This window comes from Streptomyces sp. NPDC048411, assembly GCF_040704695.1.
Classification (GTDB): domain Bacteria; phylum Actinomycetota; class Actinomycetes; order Streptomycetales; family Streptomycetaceae; genus Streptomyces.
Genome location: NZ_JBEZKL010000250.1, coordinates 1 through 5,092, shown reverse-complemented (window position 1 = coordinate 5,092; position 5,092 = coordinate 1). Strand labels below are relative to the sequence as shown.

Annotated in this window: 3 protein-coding genes and 1 pseudogene; all 4 read right to left on the bottom strand. The window is 67.5% G+C overall.

The window, feature by feature from the left end; genetic code table 11:
• Positions 1–301 precede the first annotated feature (301 nt).
• On the bottom strand, positions 302–1,342 hold the full coding sequence (locus AB0915_RS38250; protein WP_366695888.1) for an ABC transporter permease: 1,041 nt from the start codon (positions 1,340–1,342) through the stop codon (positions 302–304).
• Entirely contained in the window at positions 1,339–2,910 is a 1,572-nt protein-coding gene (locus AB0915_RS38245) for a sugar ABC transporter ATP-binding protein (RefSeq protein WP_366695886.1), read from the bottom strand. The genes AB0915_RS38250 and AB0915_RS38245 overlap by 4 nt, the downstream gene beginning before the upstream one ends.
• A gap of 121 nt (positions 2,911–3,031) precedes the next feature.
• Entirely contained in the window at positions 3,032–4,084 is a 1,053-nt protein-coding gene (locus AB0915_RS38240; RefSeq protein WP_366695884.1) for a substrate-binding domain-containing protein, read from the bottom strand.
• 749 nt (positions 4,085–4,833) lie between these two features.
• Positions 4,834–4,986: pseudogene (locus AB0915_RS38235) on the bottom strand (amino acid transporter); the annotation flags it as partial.
• Positions 4,987–5,092: the final 106 nt, after the last annotated feature.

The window sequence follows — 5,092 nt, the reverse complement described above, 5'->3', positions numbered from 1 at the left end:
CGCCGCCCTGACCGAGATCGACTACTTCGTCTCGGACGACGGTCTCGACGAACAGGCGCGGTCAGTGCTGATCGAGTCCGTGGGCGAGCTGATCCTCGCGGACACCGGCAAGTCCTGACCCCGCCCCGCTCCGACTACCGCGGAGATCGGCCGCCGCCCTCGACCTCCGCCGACTGATCAGCCTCGGACTCACCCGGACCGGCACCACCTGGCACCTCACACCGGCCACCACATAACGCTAAGGGCTGCCCGACCCCCGGCCGGACAGCCCCAACAAGGTTTTCAGCAGCCTTCCAGCGACCTAGGTGGGGAGACCTATGCGGCGTTCCTTGTTGCGGCGCTGCTGGATGACGACGGCGATGACCAGCAGCGCGCCCTGGGCGACGTTCTGCCAGAAGGTGTTGATGCCCTGGACGGTGAGGCCGTTCTCGAGGGCGCCGAGCAGGGCGACGGCGAGCAGGGTGCCGCCGATGCCGCCCTTGCCGCCCTTGAGGGCGCATCCGCCGAGTGCGGCGGCGGTGATGGCCTTGAGCTCCAGGCCCTCGCTGCCGGAGACGGGCTGTCCCGATCCGGTGCGTGCGGTGAGCAGGATACCGGCGACGGCTGCCACGACGCCGCAAAGGGCGTAGGCGGCGATCAGGTACTTGTTGATGGAGATGCCGGCGAGGCGGGCTGCGGTGTCGTTGCCGCCGATGGCGTAGAGGTTGCGCCCGATGTCCGTGTACTTGAGGAGGATGTGCACAGCGAGCGCGACGACGGCCAGCATCCAGATCATCACCGGCAGACCGGCGATCTTGCCGCGGCCGAGGAAGACGAAGATGCTGTCGTTGAGGACGTAGCCCTGTGCGCGGCCGTCCGAGACGAGTTGGGCGATGCCCTTGTACGCGGCGAGTCCGGCCAGCGTGGCGATGGTCGGGTTGACGCGGCCGTAGACGATGATCATGCCGTTCAGCACGCCGGCGAGGACGCCGATGCCGAGCGCCACGGCGATGCCGATCACCGCGCTGGAGCCCATGGAGGTGAAGACCATGGCGCTGACGACGGAGGCGAGACCGGCCTGCGAGCCGACCGAGATGTCCAGTGCGCCGCAGATGATGACGACGGTCTGGACGATGGCGAGGAGCCCGACGATGGTCGCTGCCTCGCCGATGACCTGCATGTTCGACCAGCTGAGGTAGTTGTCGTTGAGCGAACCGAACAGCGCGAGCACCACGACGAGGGCGCCGATCAGGCTGAGGTTCTGCCCGCCGACCGCGGCGAGCCGGAAACGCCTGCCGGACGCGGCCGGCGCCGGAGCATCCTCCGTCCGGTCCGGGGTACTGGTGACGGTGGTGTCGGTCATCGAAGGGCTCCAGGGGCGGTGGTGGTGAGGTCGTCGGCCATGGCCAGGCTGAGGATGGCTTCCTCGGTGGCCTCGGCTCGGCTGAGTTCGCCGGTGATCCGGCCGTTCTGCATGACAGCGATGCGGTCTGCGAGGCCGAGCACTTCGGGCAGTTCCGAGGAGATCACCAGCAGGGCGACACCTTGGCGGGCGAGGTCCGCGATGATCTGGTAGATCTCGGCCTTGGCGCCGATGTCGATGCCGCGGGTCGGCTCGTCGAGGATCAGCAGCTTGGGTTTTCCGGCCAGCCAGCGCGCGAGGACCACCTTCTGCTGGTTTCCGCCGGAGAGTTTGCCGATCTCGTGCTCGATGGAGGGGGTGCGCACCCGCAGTCGGTCGGTGTACTCCTGTGCCATGGCGCGTTCCTGACGGCTATTCACGAACCGTAGGCGGCGCAGGCTTTCGAGGCTGACCAGGGAGGTGTTGTCCCGGATGGAGCGCTGGAGGAACAGTGCCTGGGCCTTGCGTTCCTCGGGGGCGAGCCCGATGCCGGCCTTGATGGCGTCCTTCGGACTGCGCAGGAGCAGTTTCCGGCCGTTCATGCTGATGCTGCCGGAGCGGATCGGGAGGTCTCCTGCGATCGCGCGGGCCAGTTCAGAGCGTCCGGCGCCGATGAGTCCGGCGAGGGCGACGACCTCTCCGGCACGTACCTGAAGGCTGATGCCGCTCACGTCGTCGGTGGTGACGTCCTTCAGATCGAGCACGACCTCGTCCCCGGCGACGTCCTGGCGGACGAAGAGGGAGGACAGATCGCGTCCCACCATGAGCCGGACGACCTCCTCCTCGTTCGTCTGCGCGGCGTCCAGCACCCCGGCCACCGTGCCGTCGCGCAGTACGGCGACGCGGTCGGCGAGCTGGAAGATCTCCTTCATCCTGTGCGAGACATAGATGACGGCGATGCCTTGATCCCGGAGCCGGCCGATGAGCGCGAACAGCGCTTCCACCTCGTGTTCGGACAGCGAAGAGGTGGGCTCGTCGAAGGCGATGACCTTGGCCTCGCCGGTCAGCGCACGCAGGATCTCCACCAGCTGCCGCTGGGCGGGGGTGAGTTCGGAGCCGAGCGCATCGGGGTCGATGACCTTGTCGAAGCCCAGGCGGGCGAGGTCGGAGGTGATCCGGCGACGGAGTTCCGCGCGGTCCAGGCGGCGTCCGGCCTTGCGGGGCAGGGAGCCCGCGTAGACGTTCTCCGCCACCGAGACATGCGGGATGATCTCCGGCTCTTGCGGGATGATCCGGATGCCGGCCCTGCGGGCGTCCTGCGGAGCGGCGAACGTGACCGGCTTGCCGTCGAGCACGATGCGACCGTCGGTGGGCTGGTGATCACCGGTGAGGATCTTCAGCAGGGTCGACTTGCCCGCGCCGTTCTCCCCCATCAGCGCGGTGACCTGCCCCGCAGGGAAGTCGAGCGTGACACCGCCGAGCGCCTGGACGGCGCCGAACCGTTTGACGATGTTCTCGACGGTGACCACCGCGTCGTGGCGGGCAGTGGATTGCGTGGGCCCCGATGGTTCGGTGCCGGGTTTACTCATGGTGGCCTCGCAGGCTGGAAGCAGTTTCCGTTACAGCAGTGACGACGGGGCGGCGCAGGGGCCCGGGGAGGCCGGTACGGCGGGTACTGGTCCGCCGCACCGGCAGACGGGGAGTGTCAGGTCAGCTGCACGTGACCCCGGAGGCCTTCCAGTTGGAGGCGTCGACCATCTTGGTGGGCGCGAAGGCCTCCTTCGGGAACTCCTTGCCGTTCTTGAGCTTGTCGTACATGGTCTGGACGGCCAGGGCGCCGACGTCGCTGCCGTTGATGAACAGGGCAGCCTTCATGCCGGACGGCTTGCCCGAGCTCCAGTTCTTGCAGGCCAGGTAGGCGCCGAGGCCGACGCCGATGACATCGTCCGCCTTGAAGCCGGCGTTCTCCAGCGCGGTGACGCCGCCCTGGACGTTCTCGTCGTTGCAGCCCCACATGATCCAGTGCTTGACGCCGGAGTTGGCAGTGACGGTGGCCGCGATCTTGTCCTGGGCGCCGGTCGGAGTGTTGTCCGTCGCAACGTCGATGTTCTTCACGTCCGCACCCGCACCGCTCGCGAACGCCTTCTTGGCGGCGTTCACCCGGTCGGAGCAGACGGTGACATCCTGCTTCCAGGCGGAGATGGTCCGGGTCTCGGCGGGCTTCCAGCCGGCCTTCTTGAACTCTTCGGCGGCGCGCTTGCCGACCTCGCCGCCCATCTGGGCGCCGCTGAAGCCGATCCGCGGCACCAGCGCCTCGGGACCGCAGGCGGACGGGTCCGGGCCGGTGGTGCAGATCTGGTCGTCGGAGGTGAGCAGCGCGACCTTGCCGTCCTTGGCGGTCTGGACGAGCTGGGGCCCGACTGCGGGATCCGGGACGACGACGATCAGACCGTTGGTCTTCTGGGCGATCGCGGACTGGACCTCACTGATCGTCTTGTTGGCGTCGTTGCCCAGGTTGACCACCTTCAGGTCGATGCCCAGCTCCTTGGCCTTGGCCTTGGCTCCCGCGGCCTCACCGACGAAGTACTCCTGGTCGCCCTGCTTCTGCAGATACGTCAGAGAGATCTTGCCGTCGACCTTCGCAACGCCGTCACCGCCCGACTTCGCGGCCTCCTGGCCACTGGAGCACGCCCCGAGTGCCAGGGTCGCGACCATGCCCAGAGCGACGGCTGCGACACCTCGACGGGTGCAATGAATGGACATGGTATTTCTCCTTGGAAGGATGGCTGAGGGAACACACGGCGGTGTACGGACGACACCAGGTCACCGAATCACCCAGAATCAAAAAAGGGCTCGTGTCATCCCTGCACGGGCCTTCAGAACCTGGGAGATGGAGTGCGGCTTCCTCTGTCGACGGGGTCCCTTTTCCGCCGATGAGAATCAACTGCGGACATGATTAAACATGACAGCTCAAGAGTCAACGCCCTTGGTGTGGGTAACGTGTGGGTGCGTGGGCCGAGGTGCCGTGCTTTCGCACGCCTCCCTCCCGCGCGCCGGACCGCACAGCGGTCAGAGGTGGCCGAAGGTGTTCGGCCCCAGCGACGTCGTCGGATCCTGCCCCGCCGACGTCGGCGGGGACCCGTAGGCACGCCTTGTGAAGGGCATGAAGCCCCAAGTGTCATCTGGCCGTTGACGTCGGTGACTCAAAAGTAAACAGTAAGCAATATGTTTGAACATGCTGGTCGCCCCATGTTCTCCTCATCGGGGTGACGCCGTGCGGGATCAGGGGGCAGCCGCAGCTGGGTTCTGATGGGCTCTTAGGTATCTTGCTCACTCACTCGCGCCGGCCCTCAAAACGTCCGCTGTCGACGGGAAGTCGCCGTCGACGCCGACCGCGGACCTGCTGCCGGCCGCCTGTCACGATCGGCGGGGCCGGAGTCCCGCCCTCCCGCTCGCCGCGGCGCTTCGACGCTGTCCGCGGTGTCTTCCGGCGGGGGAGGTACGCGGCCCGCTCACACCCCGCCACCGGCATCCAGCCAAGTCGTCACCTTCGCAGCGGCGACCAGCCCGTCGAGCGCCCGCCGGGCCGAAGGTCGCGCCAGTACTCCGCTGAGCAGCGGTGCACCGAAACCGAGGGGAGCGAAACAGCAGACGCCTGCGAGGAGCTCGCGGGAGAGGCACTAGGGCGTGTTTCGAAAGTAGCGTCGTCCGCCCGTAGGGCGGGCCAGGCGGCGTCTGGTGCGTGCGATCGCAAGGCGGAGGGTCGCCCCG